This window comes from Enterococcus sp. LJL120 (genome assembly GCF_054871765.1).
Genome location: NZ_JBTXLV010000004.1, coordinates 67,342 through 87,319, shown reverse-complemented (window position 1 = coordinate 87,319; position 19,978 = coordinate 67,342). Strand labels below are relative to the sequence as shown.

The 19,978-nt window shown below is 41.1% G+C and carries 18 protein-coding genes; 13 read left to right on the top strand and 5 right to left on the bottom strand.

The genetic code is table 11. The annotated features are described in order from the left end of the window. The first annotated feature begins 8 nt into the window (after positions 1 to 8). The 9 genes from ACYSNU_RS07880 (at position 9) to ACYSNU_RS07840 (ending at position 10,770) form a co-directional block, all read left to right on the top strand. Positions 9 to 1,292, top strand: a complete 1,284-nt coding sequence (locus ACYSNU_RS07880) for a dihydroorotase (RefSeq protein ID WP_461736633.1) — start codon at positions 9 to 11, stop codon at positions 1,290 to 1,292. Between the two features lie 2 nt (positions 1,293 to 1,294). Then, positions 1,295 to 2,374, top strand: a complete 1,080-nt coding sequence (locus ACYSNU_RS07875) for a carbamoyl phosphate synthase small subunit (RefSeq protein ID WP_461736632.1) — start codon at positions 1,295 to 1,297, stop codon at positions 2,372 to 2,374. Position 2,375: 1 nt separating this feature from the next. Further along, a complete protein-coding gene (carB, locus tag ACYSNU_RS07870) occupies positions 2,376 to 5,558 on the top strand; it encodes a carbamoyl-phosphate synthase large subunit (protein WP_461736631.1) in 3,183 nt (1,060 codons plus the stop codon). A gap of 156 nt (positions 5,559 to 5,714) precedes the next feature. Beyond that, complete coding sequence (locus ACYSNU_RS07865; protein ID WP_461736630.1) at positions 5,715 to 6,497, top strand: dihydroorotate dehydrogenase electron transfer subunit; 783 nt, start codon at positions 5,715 to 5,717, stop codon at positions 6,495 to 6,497. After that, positions 6,498 to 7,436, top strand: coding sequence for a dihydroorotate dehydrogenase (locus tag ACYSNU_RS07860; RefSeq protein WP_461736629.1), 939 nt, complete (start codon positions 6,498 to 6,500; stop codon positions 7,434 to 7,436). Positions 7,437 to 7,467: 31 nt separating this feature from the next. Continuing rightward, positions 7,468 to 8,181: an orotidine-5'-phosphate decarboxylase gene (gene pyrF / locus ACYSNU_RS07855; RefSeq protein ID WP_461736918.1), complete on the top strand. Its 714-nt coding sequence runs from the start codon at positions 7,468 to 7,470 to the stop codon at positions 8,179 to 8,181. Then, positions 8,182 to 8,811, top strand: coding sequence for an orotate phosphoribosyltransferase (gene pyrE, locus ACYSNU_RS07850; protein WP_461736628.1), 630 nt, complete (start codon positions 8,182 to 8,184; stop codon positions 8,809 to 8,811). Between the two features lie 373 nt (positions 8,812 to 9,184). After that, a complete protein-coding gene (locus ACYSNU_RS07845; protein WP_461736917.1) occupies positions 9,185 to 9,874 on the top strand; it encodes a carbonic anhydrase family protein in 690 nt (229 codons plus the stop codon). Between the two features lie 2 nt (positions 9,875 to 9,876). After that, positions 9,877 to 10,770 carry a LysR family transcriptional regulator gene (locus tag ACYSNU_RS07840; RefSeq protein ID WP_461736627.1) on the top strand — a complete coding sequence of 298 codons (894 nt, stop codon included), beginning with the start codon at positions 9,877 to 9,879 and terminating at the stop codon, positions 10,768 to 10,770. 22 nt (positions 10,771 to 10,792) lie between these two features. Here the strand turns inward: ACYSNU_RS07840 and ACYSNU_RS07835 are convergent, their stop codons facing one another. Continuing rightward, positions 10,793 to 11,236, bottom strand: coding sequence for a GNAT family N-acetyltransferase (locus ACYSNU_RS07835; protein ID WP_461736626.1), 444 nt, complete (start codon positions 11,234 to 11,236; stop codon positions 10,793 to 10,795). Between the two features lie 168 nt (positions 11,237 to 11,404). Here ACYSNU_RS07835 and ACYSNU_RS07830 point away from each other — a divergent pair, with 168 nt between their 5' ends. Beyond that, complete coding sequence (locus ACYSNU_RS07830; RefSeq protein ID WP_461736625.1) at positions 11,405 to 11,863, top strand: NUDIX hydrolase; 459 nt, start codon at positions 11,405 to 11,407, stop codon at positions 11,861 to 11,863. Positions 11,864 to 11,944: 81 nt separating this feature from the next. Here ACYSNU_RS07830 and ACYSNU_RS07825 read toward each other — a convergent pair whose 3' ends face one another. The 4 genes from ACYSNU_RS07825 to ACYSNU_RS07810 all read right to left on the bottom strand — a co-directional run bounded on the left by ACYSNU_RS07825 (position 11,945) and on the right by ACYSNU_RS07810 (position 16,436). Continuing rightward, positions 11,945 to 12,421, bottom strand: a complete 477-nt coding sequence (locus ACYSNU_RS07825; RefSeq protein ID WP_461736624.1) for an NUDIX hydrolase — start codon at positions 12,419 to 12,421, stop codon at positions 11,945 to 11,947. 102 nt (positions 12,422 to 12,523) lie between these two features. Next, positions 12,524 to 14,215: a fibronectin-binding protein EfbA gene (gene efbA, locus ACYSNU_RS07820; protein WP_461736623.1), complete on the bottom strand. Its 1,692-nt coding sequence runs from the start codon at positions 14,213 to 14,215 to the stop codon at positions 12,524 to 12,526. 125 nt (positions 14,216 to 14,340) lie between these two features. Beyond that, positions 14,341 to 16,002: a phosphoenolpyruvate carboxykinase (ATP) gene (locus ACYSNU_RS07815; protein WP_461736622.1), complete on the bottom strand. Its 1,662-nt coding sequence runs from the start codon at positions 16,000 to 16,002 to the stop codon at positions 14,341 to 14,343. Positions 16,003 to 16,067: 65 nt separating this feature from the next. Beyond that, positions 16,068 to 16,436: a DUF1622 domain-containing protein gene (locus ACYSNU_RS07810; RefSeq protein ID WP_461736621.1), complete on the bottom strand. Its 369-nt coding sequence runs from the start codon at positions 16,434 to 16,436 to the stop codon at positions 16,068 to 16,070. Between the two features lie 662 nt (positions 16,437 to 17,098). Here ACYSNU_RS07810 and trpX point away from each other — a divergent pair. The 3 genes from trpX to ACYSNU_RS07795 are packed head-to-tail and all read left to right on the top strand — an operon-like array spanning position 17,099 to position 19,799. Beyond that, positions 17,099 to 18,133: a tryptophan ABC transporter substrate-binding protein gene (trpX, locus tag ACYSNU_RS07805; RefSeq protein WP_461736620.1), complete on the top strand. Its 1,035-nt coding sequence runs from the start codon at positions 17,099 to 17,101 to the stop codon at positions 18,131 to 18,133. Continuing rightward, positions 18,133 to 19,017, top strand: a complete 885-nt coding sequence (locus tag ACYSNU_RS07800) for an ABC transporter permease (protein WP_461736619.1) — start codon at positions 18,133 to 18,135, stop codon at positions 19,015 to 19,017. The genes trpX and ACYSNU_RS07800 overlap by 1 nt, the downstream gene beginning before the upstream one ends. Next, positions 19,017 to 19,799, top strand: coding sequence for an ABC transporter ATP-binding protein (locus ACYSNU_RS07795; RefSeq protein WP_461736618.1), 783 nt, complete (start codon positions 19,017 to 19,019; stop codon positions 19,797 to 19,799). Before ACYSNU_RS07800 ends, ACYSNU_RS07795 begins: the two co-directional genes overlap by 1 nt. Positions 19,800 to 19,978: the final 179 nt, after the last annotated feature.

Sequence of the window (19,978 nt, the reverse complement as noted above, 5' to 3'; positions counted from 1 at the left end):
GAACTAATATGAAAACATTAATTAAAAATGGACGGATCAATACCTTTGGCAACCAGACAACAGCTGCTGCTATCTGGTTGGAAAACGGCATTATTCAAGGCATTGGAGTCAATTTTCCAGAAGCAGACTTTGATCAGGTATATGATGCACAAAATCAATTAATCACACCGGGCTTGGTGGACGTCCATGTTCATTTAAGAGAACCAGGCTTTACCTATAAAGAAACGATTAAAACCGGTTCACAGGCAGCAGCAAGAGGCGGCTTTACCACCGTCTGTGCGATGCCCAATTTAAATCCAGTTCCAGACACTGTTGAGAAATTTACCGCCTTAGAAGAAATCATCAAGCAGGATGCAGTTGTCAAAGTTTTACAATATGCACCCATCACCGAAGAATTGCGCAGTGAAATTTTAACCGATCAAAAAGGCTTAAAGGCTGCTGGTGCCTTCGCCTTCACTAACGATGGCGTCGGTGTTCAAACAGCTGGGACGATGTATCTTGCGATGAAGGAAGCTGCAGAAAATAATATGGCAATCGTTGCCCACACTGAAGATGAATCTTTACTCTTCGGAGGCGTGATGCATAAAGGTGCTGTGTCAGAGAAATTAGATTTGCCGGGAATTATGAGTGCAACCGAATCTTCACAAATTGCCCGTGACCTAATTTTAGCGGAAGAAACCGGCGTTCATTATCATGTCTGCCACGTTTCGACCAAGGAAAGCGTCCGAGTAATTCGTGATGCTAAAAAAGCCGGCGTGCATGTGACTGCAGAAGTTTCGCCTCATCACCTGATTTTGATTGATGAAAATATTCCTGAAGACAATGGTTTCTGGAAAATGAATCCGCCACTAAGAGGGGATGAAGACCGTCAAGCATTAATCGAAGGCTTATTAGACGGCACGCTTGATTGCATCGCAACGGACCATGCCCCCCATGGTTTAGAAGAAAAACAACAAAGTTTCTTAAAAGCACCTTTTGGCATTGTCGGTAGTGAAACGGCCTTTCAATTAATTTATTCCAACTTTGTCGAAACTGGCATTTTCACTTTGGAACAAGTGATTGACTGGATGGCTGTGCAACCGGCCCGCATTTTTGGTTTAGAAGTTGGCACATTGACAATTGGCCAACCAGCGGATATCGCTGTCTTTAATCTAACAGATGAGACTGTGATTGATGACAAAGACTTTCAATCGATGGGTGTGAACACGCCCTTTGTCGGCTGGAAAATTAAAGGGGAAACCTTAATGACATTTGTCGATGGCAAACTTGTCTATCAAAAGGAGGCCAAATAAGTATGAAGAGACTTTTAGTCTTAGAAGATGGTTCAGTGTTTGAAGGAGAAGCCTTTGGCGCTGACATAGATGTCTTCGGTGAACTAGTGTTTACAACGAGTATGACAGGTTACCAAGAAACAATTACCGACCAAAGTTTCAACGGTCAAATTATTACTTTTACTTATCCAATGGTGGGGAATTACGGAATTAACCGTGATGACTACGAAAGTATTTCGCCGACCTGTAAAGGGGTAGTCGTTAAAGAACATGCCCGCCGTGCTTCCAATTGGCGCAATCAAATGACCCTAGACGAATTTCTAAAACGCAAAAACATTCCCGGGATTTCTGGAATTGATACCCGCGCTTTGACACGAAAAATTCGCAGTTTTGGTACGATGAAAGCCAGCATGGTAGATGTCGGTGATGAATTCAATCATATTTTTGATCAACTGAAGGCAACGGTCCTACCAAACAATCAAGTGGCGCAGGTTTCCACAACGAAACCTTATCCAAGTCCGGGAATCGGTCGCAATGTAGTGGTCATTGATTTTGGTCTAAAACACAGCATTTTGCGGGAGCTTTCCAAAAGAGAATGCAATTTAACGGTGATGCCTTACAATACTAATGCTGAAACTATTTTAGATTTGCATCCAGATGGCGTGATGTTAACCAACGGGCCGGGAAATCCTAAAGATGTGCCGGAAGCCATTCAAATGATTAAAGAAATCCAAGGTAAGGTGCCAATTTTTGGTATTTGTTTAGGCCATCAGCTTTTTGCCTTAGCGAATAATGCCGATACCTACAAGATGAAATTTGGTCATCGAGGCTTGAATCATCCGGTCAGAGAAATTGCGACTGGCCGTATTGATTTTACTTCGCAAAATCATGGCTTTGCGGTGGACCCGGAGACAATTGACAACGAAAAATTAATGATTACCCACGTTGAAGTGAACGACAATACGGTGGAAGGTGTTCGTCACCGTCAGTATCCGGCTTTCTCTGTTCAATTTCATCCAGATGCAGCACCGGGACCACATGACGCCGTACATTTGTTTGATGAGTTTATGGAAATGATGGACGCTTGGAAGGAGCAGCGATAAGATGCCAAAAAGAGATGATATTAAAAAAATTATGGTCATCGGTTCAGGTCCGATTATTATCGGCCAAGCCGCTGAGTTTGATTACGCTGGCACCCAAGCGTGTTTAGCTTTAAAAGAAGAAGGCTATGAAGTTGTCTTAGTTAATTCCAATCCAGCAACAATTATGACGGATAAAGAAATTGCCGATCAGGTCTACATCGAGCCGATTACATTAGAATTTGTTTCACGGATTTTACGAAAAGAACGACCAGATGCCTTACTACCGACATTAGGCGGGCAAACCGGTTTAAACATGGCGATGGAATTAGCCAGCTCAGGTATTTTAGATGAGCTGCATGTGGAATTATTGGGAACTAAATTATCAGCCATCGATCAAGCTGAAGATCGTGATTTATTTAAGCAATTAATGGAGGATTTAGAGCAGCCCATTCCAGAATCAGAAATTGTTAATACGGTTGCCGAGGCTTTAACCTTTGCTGAAAAAATTGGCTTCCCTGTGATTGTTCGTCCAGCCTTTACCCTAGGTGGAACCGGCGGCGGCATGTGTGATACACCAGAAGAATTGGCCGTTGTCGCTGAAAATGGTTTAAAACTTTCACCAGTAACCCAATGCTTGATTGAAAAAAGCATTGCTGGCTTTAAAGAAATTGAATACGAAGTGATGCGGGATTCAGCCGACAATGCGATTGTCGTTTGTAATATGGAAAACTTTGATCCGGTGGGAATTCACACCGGCGACTCGATTGTTTTCGCTCCGAGCCAAACTTTATCCGATAACGAATACCAAATTTTGCGGGATGCCTCTTTAAAAATTATTCGGGCCTTGAAAATCGAAGGCGGCTGCAATGTGCAGCTAGCCTTGGACCCTTACAGCTTTAATTACTATGTGATTGAAGTGAATCCCCGGGTTTCTCGTTCATCAGCTTTAGCGAGTAAAGCTACCGGTTATCCAATTGCTAAATTAGCAGCCAAAATTGCCGTTGGGTTAACACTGGATGAAATGAAAAATCCAGTCACCGAAACAACTTACGCTGAGTTTGAACCAGCCTTAGACTATGTTGTTGCCAAAATTCCCCGCTGGCCTTTTGATAAATTTGAGAAAGGCGATCGTCGCCTCGGGACTCAAATGAAGGCGACCGGTGAAGTGATGGCGATTGGCCGCAACATTGAGGAGTCTTTGTTGAAGGCAGTCCGCTCATTAGAAATTGGGACGCACCATGTGGAAATGAAGGAATTAAAAACCGTCAGCGATGAAATTTTGACGGATAAATTAGTCAAGGCGCAAGATGATCGTCTGTTTTATTTAGCAGAAGCGATTCGTCGCAATTACTCGATTGAAGAATTGCACGCTTTAACTAAAATTGATTTATTCTTTTTAGATAAGCTGTTGCATATTGTTGAGCTAGAAACAGAACTAGCAGAAAACAAACATGATTTAGCGCTTTTAAAAACTGCCAAGCAAAATGGCTTTACCGATAAAAAAGTTGGCGAGCTTTGGGAAATCTCAGAAGCTGAAGTCAATCAAATTCGTCATGAGGCGCAAATTTTACCAGTGTATAAAATGGTGGATACCTGTGCAGCTGAATTTGAATCCAATACGCCGTATTTTTACAGCAGCTATGAATTTGAAAATGAAAGCCTGCGCTCAGAGAAGCCTTCCGTCTTAGTCTTGGGCTCTGGACCGATTCGTATCGGTCAAGGGGTCGAGTTTGATTATGCAACTGTGCATTCGGTCAAAGCGATTCAAGCAGCTGGCTATGAAGCAATTATCATGAATAGTAATCCAGAAACAGTTTCAACTGACTTTTCTATCTCTGATAAATTGTATTTTGAACCGTTAACTTTGGAAGATGTCTTGAATGTGATTGAGTTGGAACAGCCAATTGGTGTTATCGTTCAATTTGGTGGGCAAACGGCCATTAATTTGGCTGAGCCATTGGTTAAAAACGGCGTGAAAATTTTAGGCACCACCATTGAAGATTTGGACCGGGCAGAAAATCGCGATTTATTTGAGCAAGCCCTAAAAGATTTAGATATTCCGCAGCCGCCAGGGGATACGGCGACTAGTCCAGAAGAAGCTGTAGCGATTGCCAATCGGATTGGGTATCCCGTTTTAGTTCGACCTAGTTATGTTTTAGGTGGTCGGGCAATGGAAATTGTCGAAAATCAAATTGACTTAGAAGATTATATGGCCAACGCTGTCAAAGCGTCACCAGAACATCCTGTCTTGGTGGATAGCTATCTCGTTGGTAAGGAATGTGAAGTCGATGCAATTTGTGATGGCACTACTGTTTTAATTCCAGGAATTATGGAGCATATTGAACGGGCTGGTGTTCACTCAGGAGATTCGATGGCTGTCTATCCGCCGCAAACTCTCTCAAAAGAAATTCAAGATAAAATTGCGGATTATACGAAACGTTTAGCATTAGGCTTAAATTGTATCGGCATGATGAATATTCAATTTATCGTGCGGGATGACATGGTCTATGTGATTGAAGTCAATCCGCGGGCTAGTCGGACAGTGCCGTTTTTAAGTAAAATTACCGGTATTCCGATGGCACAAGTTGCGACCCGAGCAATCTTAGGAGAAAGTTTAACGGACATGGGCTATCAAGATGGTTTGTATCCTGAAAGTAAAAATGTTCATGTGAAAGCACCGGTCTTCTCCTTTACGAAATTACTTAAGGTGGATACTTATTTAGGACCTGAGATGAAATCGACTGGGGAAGTCATGGGGACTGACCATAATTTAGAAAAAGCTTTGTATAAAGTTTTTGAAGCAAGCGGATTGCATCTGCCTAGCTATGGCGCAGTATTGTTTACCATCGCTGATGACGCAAAAGAAGAAGCCCTCAGCTTAGCAGAACGCTTCAATCGGATTGGCTACAGTTTAATTGCCACCGAGGGCACTGCTGAATTTTTAGAAAAGCATGGCTTAAATGTTCAACACATTGCAAAAATCAGTGATGATGCCGATGAAAATGTGATTGATTTAATCCGCAGTGGTAAAGCGCAGGTTGTCATTAACACGATGGATAAAAATCGCAATAATTCTTCAGAAGATGGCTTTTTAATTCGCCGGGAAGCTGTCGAGCATGGTGTACCATTGTTCACTTCGCTAGATACAGCGAATGCAATCTTAAAGGTTATGGAATCCCGCTCGTTTTCTGCTGAAGCCATTTAAAAAAATTAGATTACAAAGTCCATTTGATACCTGACACTCATTTTTCAGTGAAGACTGTCTATCTTGAGTGTCAGGTGGTATAGTAAAAAGGAAGTTGTAGTCTAGTACATAAGAAAAAATCGCAATTTTCTGTCAAGAAATGGAGGACATGTCCCAATGAAACAAGAGATTATGACAATTGCCAAACAACGCCAATTGGCTCCCAGAATTTTTGAGATGACGTTACAAGGTGAGCTGGTCAAAGAAATGCAGACACCCGGACAATTTATTCATCTGTTGGTTCCTAGAGCTGATTTATTATTGCGGCGACCAATCAGTTTAAATCATATTGATCAAGCAGCCGGCACCTGTCGAATTATTTATCGGGTGGAGGGCGATGGCACAAGAGTTTTTTCAGAAATGTCAGCTGGCGATCAAATTGATGTGATGGGTCCATTAGGCAATGGCTTTTCTTTAGAAAATATTCAAGCTGGCGATGAAGTCTTTATCGTCGGCGGCGGGATTGGCATTCCGCCTTTATATCAATTGTCAAAAGCCTTGTTGGCCATTGGGGCAAAACCTGTTCATTTCTTAGGCTATGCCTCTGCTGAGGTGGCCTATTATCGTGAGGAATTTGAAGCTTTAGGAGAAACTTTTTTTGCAACAGATGACGGCAGTTTTGCTTATCATGGAAACGTCGGCGGTTTATTGCAGGAAATTACCCAACAGCGTCAAGCCAAAGCGGTTTTTGCCTGCGGCGCTAACGGCATGTTAAGAGCCGTGGAAACAATTTTTACTGATCATGATAATGTTCAATTATCTTTAGAATCACGGATGGCCTGCGGGATGGGGGCTTGTTATGCCTGCGTTTGTCATTTGCAGGATGATGAAACGGGCACTAAATATGTAAAAGTATGTGATGATGGTCCGATTTTCCAAGCAGGAAAGGTGGTTTTATAAATGACAAATCCTTTAGCAATTGAAATCCCCGGCTTGCATTTAAAAAATCCAATTATGCCCGCCAGTGGTTGTTTTGGTTTCGGTAAAGAGTACAGTAATTATTATGATTTAAATCAATTAGGTTCAATCATGATTAAAGCGACGACCCCGAAAGCTCGTTTTGGAAATGAAACACCGCGAGTTGCTGAAACACCCAGCGGCATGCTAAATGCGATTGGTTTACAAAATCCCGGCTTAGAAGTCGTGATGACAGAAATTTTACCAAGCTTAGAACAATATCAAGAGCTGCCGATTATTGCCAATGTTGCTGGTTCTTGTGAAGAAGATTACGTGGAGGTTTGCAGTCGGATTGGTGACGCACCGAATGTTAAAGCAATTGAATTAAATATTTCTTGTCCGAATGTGAAACACGGCGGAATTGCCTTTGGGACACAACCGGATGTTGCCTTTAGTTTGACAGAAGCTGTCAAAAAAGTGGCATCTGTTCCGATTTATGTTAAATTATCACCTAATGTCACTGACATTGTGCCGATTGCTCAAGCAGTTGAGGCTGGTGGAGCAGATGGCATTTCAATGATTAATACTTTATTAGGGATGCGAATTGATTTAAAAACCCGCAAACCAATTTTAGCCAATCAAACTGGCGGTTTATCAGGACCAGCTGTTAAACCTGTCGCAATTCGTTTAATTCATCAAGTGGCACAGGCGACCAGCTTGCCGATTATCGGCATGGGGGGCGTGCAAACAGTCGATGATGTCTTAGAAATGTTTATGGCGGGTGCTAGCGCTGTGGCGGTGGGAACAGCGAACTTCACTGACCCTTACATCTGTCCAAAATTGATCGACGCTTTACCACAACGGATGGCAGAGCTAGGAATTACGTCATTACAAGAATTAATTAATGAAGTTGCCATGACCCGGCCAAGTTTGGTTAAATAATTTTTTTCAAAAAGGAGAACCGTCTATGTTAATGGATTCACGTCCGATTATCGCTTTAGATTTTGCTAGTCGAAAAGAAATTGCAGCATTTTTAGAAAATTTTCCCGCAAGCGAAAACCTCTTTGTCAAAGTGGGGATGGAAATTTTTTATCAAGAGGGACCGGAAATTGTTCGCTGGTTAAAATCTTTAGGCCATGATGTTTTCTTGGATTTAAAACTACACGACATTCCTAATACGGTTGAAAAAGCGATGCAGGGAATTGCAAAATTAAATGTGTCAATTACCAACGTTCACGCTGCTGGCGGGGTTGCAATGATGGCGGCTGCTTTAAAAGGATTAAAAGCGGGGACTGCTGAGGGGCAAACTGTGCCGCAATTAATTGCGGTGACTCAATTAACCTCGACGAGTGAAGACCAGATGCATCGAGACCAATTAATCGAGGTCAGTTTAGCTGAAAGTGTCGCCCATTATGCAAAATGTGCTGAAAAAGCGGGCTTAGCCGGCGTTGTCTGCTCGGCTCTAGAAGTTGCCGACATTCATCAGGCAACGAATCCAGATTTTATCTGTCTGACACCTGGTATTCGTCCTGCTGAAAGTGCGGTTGGCGATCAAAAACGTGTGGTGACTCCAGCTCAGGCAAAGGAGATTGGATCTTCTTATATTGTGGTAGGGCGGCCGATAACACAAGCGGATAATCCATATCAAAGCTATCTAGAAATCAAAAAAGATTGGAGCAAAAATTAAATGGCAGTGGCAGAAAATATTGCAAAAGATTTATTAGAAATTGAGGCGGTTTTTTTAAGCCCCAACGAACCTTTTATTTGGGCGAGCGGCATTAAAAGCCCGATTTACTGCGATAACCGCATCACCATGAGTTATCCGAAAATTCGCCGGGAAATTGCTCAAGGCCTAGCGGAAAAAATTAAAGAAACTTTTCCAGAGGTACAAGTGATTGCTGGCACTGCAACGGCTGGTATTCCCCATGCTGCTTGGGTAGCAGAAATTTTAGATTTGCCGATGGTCTATATCCGCTCAAAAGCAAAAGACCATGGGAAAGGCAACCAAATTGAAGGTCGCATTTTTGAAGGCCAGAAAATGGTTGTAATTGAGGACTTGATTTCTACTGGCGGCAGCGTGCTAGAAGCCGCTGAAGCCGCAACGAGAGAAGGGGCAGATGTTTTAGGTGTCGCAGCAATTTTCACCTATGAACTGCCAAAAGGCCAAGCTAACTTTGCTGAAAAAAATGTAGAGCTGGTAACCTTAACCAACTATTCGACTTTAATTGATGTTGCTCTTGAGATGAATTACATCGATGAAAAAGACGTTGCTCTGTTAAAAGAATGGAAAAAAGATCCTGCTAACTGGTTGAAATAAAAATGTTAAAGAGACTGTTCTTAAGTTTTACTGAAGAAGATTTTCCGAATTTTTTAATGCTATTCCTGCGATTTAGTAAGTCGGCAGGATAAATAAATGCCTGTGTATCTCTGATTAATTAATTCAGAACCGTGAATTCAGATTTTACAATAGCATTTATTACAGAAATTCGGAGCGTTTGTTTTGCTAAAAGCTTATGGGGCAGTCTTTTTTGATGCGAAAATCCTTCAAGAATTTTAAGTAATTGAAAAATTATGAAGGGTAAATCTAGTTAGTTTAGATTGCCATTTTATTTAAAAATCGCTATCTTTGAAAAGGTAGACTATTTTTAAATTTTTTTTTGGAGGTTTTTGTTGTGGCAAAAATTAAGAACATGGACGTCGAGTGGGGTTATTCTGGAGAGCGTGGACCGGAAAACTGGCACACCCTTTGTGATTGGTTTGCTGAAGGAGCTAAATTTCCGCTGCAATCCCCAATTGCTTTAACGCAAAGTATTTGTCAGCCGGATAATTCAACCTATCAAGCCCTCAGCATTCACTACCAAAAAGAGTTATTTACTGAAAAAGAATTTAAAAATACGATTCACTTTGTGCCCTTTGACACTAAGAGTTTTGTAGTGTTTAATAAGATAGAATATCATTTGACTGATATTCATTTTCATATGCCTAGTGAGCATGTGATAGAAAATCAGCGTCAACCTTTAGAATTTCATCTTGTGCATATGAACGCAGCAGGGGAAAATTTAGTTTTAGGTGTCTTATTTGATTTGACGGAGGATGAGGGCAAAATTTTTAACAATCAACCGGATACTATCTGGGATTTTGCGAACCATCTTCAGGAATTCAATCCGGTGATTTTTCTGCCGGAAAAACGCAGCCACTATCACTATGTCGGCTCGTTAACAACGCCGCCGACCAAAGGCCCAATCAATTGGTTTGTCTTTGATACAATCGGCAAGATGAAACTGGATTTTATCGACCTGTTTCGTGAAGACGTGGCGGAGAACAACAGCCGCCCATTACAGGAGTTAAAGGAGCGCCAAGTTGATTATTACGGTGGTTAAACATGAATATCCAACAATTACGCTATGTGATTGCTGTTGCCAACAGCGGCAGCTTCCGTGAGGCTAGTAAAAAATTATTTATAACGCAACCCAGCTTATCCAACGGCATCAAGGAATTAGAGGCTGAGGTTAAAATCAGCCTGTTCACCCGCACAAATCGGGGCGCCTATTTAACCGAAGAGGGAAAAGAATTTTTAGCCGGTGCCGAAAAAATTATTGAACAGATGGAGCTCTTTGAAAATCGCTACCACAATCAAGAGGTCAGCGATACTTTTTCGATTGCTTCTCAGCATTATGATTTTTTAGGGACATTGGTGGCTGAGCTTTTAGCGGAGACTAGCGCCTCCATTAAAAAATTTCGCATTCATGAAACGACGACAGGGACAGTTATTGAAGATGTCCGCAATTTTTATTCAGAAATTGGCTTGATTTATTTAAATGAGCATAACCGGGCTGGAATCAAACGGTACCTTGAGCAAGCGGAGCTGGATTATTTTGCAGTCGGAGATTTTCAGACCCATATCTTTTTAGGCAAGCAGCATCCGTTGGCAGAACAAAAGGAAATTCACTTGGCGGAATTAGTTGGCTATCCTCAGGTGCGCTTCACGCAAGACGGCAGTAATTTTCCTTATTTTGCGGAAGACTTAGTTGAAATTCCTGAACAAGAGCAAGTCATCTATACAAGCGATCGGGGCACGTTGGTCAATATTTTGACGGCTACTGAGGCCTACGCTTCTGGGTCGGGGTTAGTGATTGGCCCCGCCAAAGAGGTCATTCGCTTAATTCCGTTAGCTGAGTCCCCAAACAATACGTTTTATATTATCCACTCTAGAAAACGGCCATTAAGCCAAGTTGCTCAGCAGTTTATTAAAAAATTTCAGCAAATAATCAAATAAAGATGAACACCACTATGCCGAATTACGGTTCAGTGGTGTTTTTTTCGGCCTGCCAAAGTAAGGTGTAACGGCGGCAGTTTTGATATTTTAGTTCGCTTCTGACAAGCTCAAACCGATTTTTTTGATAGAATAGCAAACTATCATCATCTGTTTCAAGGCTAATTTGCTGAGGCTGTTTACTTTTTATAAAAAAGCCAATGAGTTCAGAAGCGATATGTTGGTGGCGCAATTTGGCGGTGACTGCCAATGCCTCAATCAGAAAATTATTTTCTGCCCTTTTAGTAATCAAGAGACCAACAGTTTGCTGCTGATTTTTCGCAACAAAAAAATTAGTATCAGGAGCTTCTATTAGGGGACTGATTCTAGCTTTCAAAGCTGCTTGATCGTCATAGGTTGCAAAACAATCCGCAAGTAATTCAATAATTTCAGATGTCAGCTGTAGCTGTTGAGTCTCAAAATAATCCATTGGCACTATCTCCTATCGCTAGTAGTTAAATCAAAGGTATAAATTAGTTTAGCATAATTTTATGAGAAACCATTAATCTGTGAAAAAATGGTAGTATAAGTAGAGACTTAAAACATTTTTTACGGTAATATAATTATGTAAACTAAAATAGCTAAATGGAGAAATTACATGCAGACAAAAGGTGCTTTTACCATTCTGACGGATGCTCAGGAAAAAATTTTATTAGTAAAACGCAGAGATATTCCCTTTTGGGATTTACCCGGTGGCGGTGTGGAGTCAGGGGAAACGGCTGAAGTCGCTGCTATTCGCGAAGTTTTGGAAGAAACTGGCCTAGAAGTAGTAATTGAGAAAAAAATTGGGTTATACACTTTGCCGAAACATCAAGACCAACAAGAAATCTTTGTTGGTAGAATCTGTGGTGGAAAATTAGTTAATGATGGGGCGGAGACAAGAGCTATCAAATATTTTGCCAAAAATCAGCTGCCGATAAATTTAATTCCATTTAGGAGACGGCAAATCACAGATTTTTTTCAGCAGAAGGAAATGGTCACAGAAACTTTGCGGGAGAGCAACAGCTTAATGGTGGCAGAATTTTTTGTGACGCGTTTGTTAAAATTTATTAAATGATACAAGCGAGCTGAGCTATCGATTATTGAATTATCCTAGAACAAAGCAGATCCTCTTTTTATCTAAAAGAGAGCTGACTCTTCATCTGAGCTTCATTTCAGAGGACCAATCAGCTTTAAGGGATTTTTCAATATCTGTTTTAATATCTTCATGCTGCTGATTGACCAGTGGCGGAAAATCAGACAAAGAAAAGTATTGTAAAGCCAATGATTCAGTATTGCTTTTAGTAAGCTGTCCACCGTGAACGTCTACCAAAAAGAAATGGGTGATTGGCTGAGCAATATCACCGTTTGGATAGTGGTCTTCATATTTAGAATAAATCCCTAGTAACTTTTTAATCCTTACCTCAAGTCCGGTTTCTTCTTTGATTTCACGAATTAAAGCTTCCTCTAAAGATTCCCCCAATTCAACGGCTCCTCCGGGAAAACCCCAGACTTGTTTATCCGCTCTTTTTTGCAGCAGAATCTGCTTTTTTTCGTTGACGATACAAGCACCAACAAAATTTAAAATGATTTTTTGGTGGCCGACAAGTTTTCGAAGATCTTTAATATAATCCATTTTAAAACTCCCTTCAGTAGATAAAAATGGCTGAAGGAAGAGCGTGGCTGGCATTTAACTTAAGCTTTGTTAAATGGTGCTGCTCTACCTTCAGCTAAAAACTTATTTTCGCAGTTGATTAATTTTTTCTTCCTCTGGTGTGACAAATAGCGTTTTTTGATTTTCGTAAATCACAAAACCCGGCTTGGCACCGTTTGGTTTATGGACAAATTTGACTTGGACATAATCGACCGGAACTTGGGCTGATTGGCGATATTTTGAGAAATAAGCTGCCAATTCTGCCGCCTCCAATAACGTTTCCTCACTGGGATTGTCACTTTTGATGATGACATGGGAGCCGGGAATATTTTTGGCATGCAGCCAGACATCGGTTTTTCGAGCAGTCTTTAAGGTCAGCTGATCGTTTTGCAGATTATTTTTGCCGACTAGAATTTGCGTGCCGTCTGAACTGGTAAAGACTTCCGGTTTTGACGGCTGTTCCTTTTTGCGTTTTTTGCTGGCTTTTTTGAGATAGCCTTGGCTGGTCATTTCTTCTTTAATCACCTCAAGATCGCGGGGAGATGCCAAATCTAATTGAGATTGCAGAGACTCTAAATAATTGATTTCATCTTTGCTTTCTTGGATTTGCTGATGCACCAGTTTGACCGCATTTTTTAATTTTTGATAGCGATTAAAATATTTTTGCGCATTTTGGTTGGGCGTCAAAGCTGGGTTTAAAGGAATCGTTAAAGGTCGATCCTCATCATAATAATTGGCCAAGGTGACTTCGCTGGCTCCTTTAGGCACTTGCGCCATAAAGGTTGTCAGCAGTTCGCCATCTCGTCGGAAATCCTCGGCATTTTCCGAGTCTTTTAAGGTCTGCTGGCGTTTGGCTAATTTTGTTTGATTGCGTTTCAATTCGTTTTCAACCCGTTTTAGCAATTCATTTCCCTGTTGCTTGACGCGATCTTTTTCTGCCCGGTCTCCATAATAATCATCTAGCAATAAGCTGAGACTGGCAAAGGTTGCCACCGGAGTTCCCAAAGTTTCAAAGGGGAAGAGGGTGAAATAATCTTTTGTGTCCTTTTGACTATAGCTGGGCTCTATTTGTGTTTGCGCTTTTTGCCAAAAATTATCCCAGACCCGCATTTTTTCCTGCGGGTGTTCCGTCAATAAAAAGGCCAGCTCATTGGCGGTGTCCCAGCCAAGACCTTGAAAGTTCGCCTGTAAATATTTGCCCGTTAATTCAGGCGCTCTTGAAAGAATATCAAAGACGGTTTCTTTTTCAACTGTAAAAGGATTTTTTTGTTCCTGTTTTGGCGGTTCAATATAGTCTACTCCGGGTAAGAGGGAGCGATAGGTATTTTGCGACGAGCCGATATGCTTAATGGCATCGAGAATTTTGCCGCTGGCTTGATTCACCAAGACGATGGTACTGTGGCGGCCCATCAATTCAACAATCAGCTGAATATTTTGCAAATCGCCTAATTCATCCCGTTTATTAAAATGAAACAGCATCACGCGATCATTATCCTGCTGCTGAATACTTTCTAAAATGGCTCCATCTAAGTGCTTACGGAGCATCATCACAAAATTCGGCGGAGTATCAGGATTGCCGTATGCAATTGTCGTGATTTGCACTCGAGCATAACTTGGATGGGCACTTAATAATAATTTGTGATTTTTTCCTTGCGAGCGAATCACAAAAACAACTTCGTTAGGGTAGGGCTGATGGATTTTTGAAACTCGGCCGCCGATTAATAAAGCGCTGAGTTCTTTGACCATCCCATGGGTAAAAACGCCATCAAATGACATAACTATTCCTCATTTCTATTTCAAACTGCTTGTTTCATTATAACGGAAAACGCTAGAGATACCAATGAATACCAATTCCGCAAAAAAACCTGCAATCTTTAAAGATTGCAGGCGTTGCTGTTTATTTAGCCTTGGAAACTTTCCAATTCTAAAATTAAGTGTTGAATCAATAGGGAGGTTTCCTCCGGTAGGGCATTATAGCCGTCGTTTGATTCCTTCATTTCTAAAATAAAGTTCAACCGATTTTCCATCCGTTTTCTTAGGCGAGTGACATATTCTTTGTCAGTGAAATCAGGCTCGTGTCCTTCAACCGGTAAATAGCTCATCGCGGTCATCGGGCCAAAGTCGACAAATTTCGCCTTGTCTTCTACAACGGATTCGATACTACCTAAAGTATCTTTTGGTGTCACTTTGTTGCCGTTGAAGAAACCAGTATTTAAAATATAGCAGGCAGTGTCCTGCATGGAGAATAAATCACGGAAATCTTTGTAATCTTCTCCTAAAGGATAGCTGCGGAATGGATTAGCAAAAGGTTCAATTACTAAATCGTCTAAGTCGGTTCCAGGCACGACATTTTCGGCAGTCGAACGTTTTGTTGCCAAGGTTACTCCGAAAACAGCTGCCAATACCGGATCATCAATCCGCACAATCGGTGGCAGTGAATCGTCCTTCATAATCCAATAAATCGCATCAATTTTTTCATCTAAATGGTCAACCCGATTCGGTGTTACAAAACGCGATTTTACGGTCCGGCCGTTACCGTTACGAATATCTTCGGTGACTAAAACTTTTTGACCTTTTTCATCCAAGGTCACGCCGATATTTTGACAGGTTAAGAAATATTTCACCGTTTCATCCGCCATCGGGTAATCCTGCGTCTTATCAAAGTAAGCAGGCTCTAAAGCGGTGGTTGTGCCGTCTTTTTTAGAAATAACGAAGGCATCGTCGTGTAAAACTTTGACATCATACTTGTCGCCATGTTTGGCTAAAGTAATGGTTGATTTTCCGGAGCCGGAAAGACCAAAGGCCGCCATCGTATATTTGCGATCTGGTAGTTGATATTGTTTCATCCCACCGTGACAAGAAACAAAGCCATTGCGGTGAGCCAAGCCCCAAGCTAAAGTCAAGGTCGCTTTTTTGAATTCACCAAAATAGCGTAGTCCTAAAATAGCAGCGGTATTATGAACGGGATCAAACAAAGCTAAGCCAAGGGGATAATCCGGATGGCTCCAAGTCGGATCGCCGTAAATATAAATATCGCCCTCTGTATATTCTTTAGAATCCTTGTACATTTTTTTGTATTCGTCATTCATAATTTGGAAGTTTAATAGATAAGAATAAAAATCAGCTTCAAAGCCCTTTGGCAGCATAATATGCGAGCGCACCATAAAGTCAGCGTCTAAGCCGACAACGACTTCACCGTGATAATATTCCTTGAAGGTACTGTGGTAAACAGCCTCCCTTAAGATACCGGCAAGCTCTGCGCTTTTGACACCAGGTTGGCCGATAATACGTCTGGCAGCAGCCGTCCGACCAAAAATTTTCCCATCATTATTGACTAAAATTTTTGCGTCATGGGGAATGCCTTGACGTTTTGGTTCATAAACTGGCAAATCAGTGACAATTGTACCAGGCGCTTTTTTTGCCAGCTCATAAGCTTCAGCAATCGTTTTAATCTTAGTCACGTGATTGCCATAGAAGGCAGTTTCAATTGTAGCCCGAAAATTTGAAAATAACGGATTTTCTTTGGTGATTTTGTCAATTGGTGTTCCTTGAATGGTACTCATTTGGTTTCCCCCTTGTGTTAATTTTTTTATAAATTAATTGTACCACAAGAATAAGAAAACGCTTATTATTTTTGAATAATCTCAAAATCTTTTATTTCCTTGGCTAAAAAGTAGGAAATGACCGTTCTGATAACGACAAGAGCAGCTAATTTAAAAATATCTGCTAAAGTTGGATTAATGACCGATTCGATAATATCAGCGGCAATCAACACTTCCAAGCTGAGCAAAATATAACTGCCTAATTTATTTTTTATGATGGTATTATCATAGTTAGGATTGCCCCAGGTCTTTTTGGAAAGCTGGCTGCGACCAAATTGAATCAGCGCATGAACAACACCGATAATCAAAATCAAAATGGAAGCACTGCTTAAAATAAAGACAAAGACGTCAAAAAAAGGTCTGACATAATCCATCAGTTGATCGTTGAGATGCATAGAAATGCCTACTCGTAAATTTCTTTCAGTAATTCTATTGTACTAGTTTTTGCAGTATTTAGACAATTATTAAATACAGATCGAGGGAAAGAAAGTTGGACTGGGGTTCAGATAGCTTATTTGACGAATCAGGGAATTGAGTTAATAAAACTAAAATTGAGCTTCTTTGTACAGAAGAATCTTACACAGAAAGAAAATTTCTTTAGACTATCAAATTGAACGCATCTTTGAAATTCATCTAGAAACTAGATGTGTTCGCTGTGTACTAAGCAGAAAATTACCTCTGACAGACTTTGATTAAAAAAACCTCATATTTTTTTCATTTTCTTATTGCAATTTGTCAGAAGATTCGGTAGACTAATTGCAAATCAAAAATCTTTTTGGAAGGGGCAAGTCAAATGCATTTATCAAAATTTTCATGGCAAAATTGGCGCAGATAAGTTGTATTTGTCGAGGCTCGATAGATACGACTTTTTAGAGTTTTCTAAAACCGTATCTATGCCAAGAGTATTTCAGACGAAACCTTCGACCGCATAGACTAACATCTATGGGGTCTTTTTTTGACTTCAATGGCTTGTAAAATGGGAGAAAACTTTAAAAAGGTCAATGTAGTTAGCTGTAAAAGCAACAACTAAAACGGGAAATTATTGGAGGAAGTTTAAATGAAAAACAAAGGATTAATCGCAAGTGTCGCTGTTATCGCAGTCATTTTAGTGGGCTTTTTTGCCTATCAATTAGGGCAACAGAGTAATTCAGCCGATTCAACAGCTGATTCAACAACTGAAAGCAGCGCTGTTGAAATGAAAACCGTCGGAATTTTACAATATGTCAGTCACAATGCTTTGGATCAAATTCATCAAGGGATTATTGAAGGCTTAGCAGAGAGCGGCTACGTTGAAGGAGAAAATTTAACCATTGAATTTCAAAACGGTCAAGCGGATCAAAGCCGCTTAAACACGATGAGCCAGCAATTAATTTCTGAAGGGTCAGATGTCTTAGTAGGGATTGCCACACCAGCGGCGCAAGCTTTGGCCAATGCCACGACAGAAATTCCAATTGTCCTTGGAGCAGTCACTGATCCAGTTGGAGCCGGTTTAGTTGCTGATTTAGATGAGCCGGGGGGCAATATCACCGGCGTTTCCGATCAAACACCAGTTGCCGCTGTTTTACAATTGGCTCAAGAAATTTTACCGGAGGCTGCAACGGTTGGTATTTTGTATTCTTCTGCTGAGGATAATTCACAAGCGCAGGTTGCCCAAGCGCAAGCAGCGGCTGCCGATCTAGGTGTGGAGACGAAATTGTTTGCTGTCAATTCCAGCAATGAAATTGCCCAAACCGTTCAGGTGATGGCCGCCCAAGTCGATTATATTTTTATTCCTTTGGATAATACGATTGCCAATGCGATGGAAACCGTTGTTCAAGAAGCGGACGCTGCCAACACACCAATATTTCCCTCCGTTGATACGATGGTGGAACAAGGCGGCATTGCGACGATTGGGTTAAATCAATTCCAAATTGGAGTGGAAACGGGTAAGATGGCAGCGCAAATTTTAGATGGCGCTGACCCGGCAGCAACACCGGTTTATTTATTTACAGAAGGCGAAACCATTATCAATTCACAACAGGCAGCAAAATTGGGCATCACCATTCCAGCTGATATTGTAAGTGACGCCACTGACTTAGGAGGAGAAGAGTAATGCTCGTTTCATCAATCGGACAAGGTTTATTATGGGGCATTTTAGGTTTGGGAATTTTTATGACCTATCGGATTTTAAATTTTCCTGATATGACTACTGAAGGAACTTTCGGTCTCGGTGGTGCCGTTTGTGCGACGGCAATTGTCCAGGGAATTCATCCTGTGCTGGCGACCCTCTTAGGAGTTTTAGCCGGCATGGCCGCTGGCTTTGTGACAGGTATGTTATATACGAAAGGAAAAATTCCCGTTATTTTGGCAGGGATTCTAGTAATGTCTGCATTAAATTCTGTAATGCTCTTTGTTATGCAGACGCCAAACCTTTCTTTGCGGAATCAACCGCGGATTCAAGATTTTTTTACCAATTTAAATTTGCCGCCTTATTATGACATGATTTTTGTAGGACTGATTGCGGTTGGTTTGCTGATTGGTTTGCTATTATTTTTCTTCAACACCGATTTAGGCCAAGCTTATATCGCAACCGGGGATAATGAATCGATGGCCCGCTCCTTTGGTATTAAGACGGATTTCATGAAAATTCTCGGCTTAACCTTATCGAATGGTGTTATCGCTCTATCGGGCGCCCTCGTTACACAAAATGACGGCTATGCCGATGTCAGCCGTGGCGTTGGTGTGATTGTAATTGGCTTAGCCTCAATTATCATCGGGGAAGTTTTATATGGCGAGCTGACTTTTACGGAACGCTTAATTGCAATTATTGTCGGCAGCATTATTTATCAATTGCTGATTTTATTAGTGATTCGCGCTGGCTTTGATACCACTTATCTAAAAATCTTCTCAGCAGCCGTTCTTGCTGTCTGCTTGATGATTCCACAGTTAAAGAAAAGTTTGAATTTGGTGACCGGCTTTGAAAAGGGGGCAAAATAATGGCAATTTTAGAATTACAGCAAGCCACCAAAGTGATTCATAATGGCCCCAATGAGCATTTAACAATTTTAGATCACGTAGATTTGAAAATTGAAGCCGGCCAATTTGTGACAGTATTAGGCGGCAACGGTGCCGGAAAATCGACGTTGTTTAATGCGATTAGCGGCAGCTTGAGTTTAACTAGCGGCGATGTCTTTATTCAAGATAAAAAAATTACCAAAGAAAGCGAAGAAAAGCGGGCCGCTTATTTATCACGAGTCTTCCAAGACCCAAAAATGGGAACGGCCCCAAGAATGACCGTCGCTGAAAATTTATTACTGGCTCAAAAGCGTGGTCAGTCCCGTAAATTAGTTACCCGCAATTTGCAAAATCAGCGGGAATTATTTATTCAATTGTGCGCGGAAATCGGCAACGGCTTAGAAAATCATTTAGATACTCCAACTGGTTTGCTTTCTGGCGGGCAAAGGCAGGCCCTCAGTTTATTGATGGCAACGATTCAAAAACCGGACTTACTGTTATTAGATGAACATACTGCCGCCCTCGATCCGAAAACCTCTCGTCAGTTGATGGCTCTGACGGATCAAAAAATCCAAGAGGAAGCCTTAAGCTGTCTGATGATTACACATCGTATGGAGGATGCCTTAAATTACGGTAATCGGCTATTGGTTTTGAAAAATGGCCGCATTGTTCAGGATTTAGATGCTGCTGAAAAACAACAATTAACCTTAAGTGACCTCTTATTATTCTTTGAAGAGATGGAAGAGCTACCGGAAGTTATGTAAACGTCAGGTATGTACAAAGAAAAAAATTTAATGAGAAGTTCTTTCCAGATTATTTTGGAAGGAACTTTTTATTTTGCAGGAGATGGCCAGATTTTTTTTAAAGCAAAAAAAATTAAGTAACTCTGATTAAAAAAAAATAAACCGTTAGAAAGCAGACCGCAAATTTTTTTATTTAAAGA